1 pseudogene is annotated in these 238 nt (G+C 62.6%); it reads left to right on the forward strand.

What is annotated here, in order from left to right:
• Positions 1 to 39: 39 nt before the first annotated feature.
• Positions 40 to 238, forward strand: a pseudogene (locus tag CVH10_RS27130) (MFS transporter); the annotation flags it as partial.

Raw genomic sequence — 238 nt, forward strand, 5'->3', positions numbered from 1 at the left:
CGCAACGCGTCACTATGTGCAGCGGGAGCGGCGCTTGTGATGGCACTGATGGCCGCCTTGCTGGCATTCGCTGGAACCACTTCCCTGATCTCGCTATTGCTCCTCGTTATCTGGGGGCTGGCCTTCAGCGCTTTCTACGTCTCGATCGCGACGTGGCACGCGAGAGTGGCCCCTGACCTTGCTGAGAGCGTCGGTGCCCTGCAGGCGACCGCATTCCAATTCTCCATTGCGCTCGGCG

This window comes from Halomonas sp. ND22Bw (genome assembly GCF_003011945.1).
In the GTDB taxonomy this organism is placed as follows: domain Bacteria; phylum Pseudomonadota; class Gammaproteobacteria; order Pseudomonadales; family Halomonadaceae; genus Halomonas; species Halomonas halophila.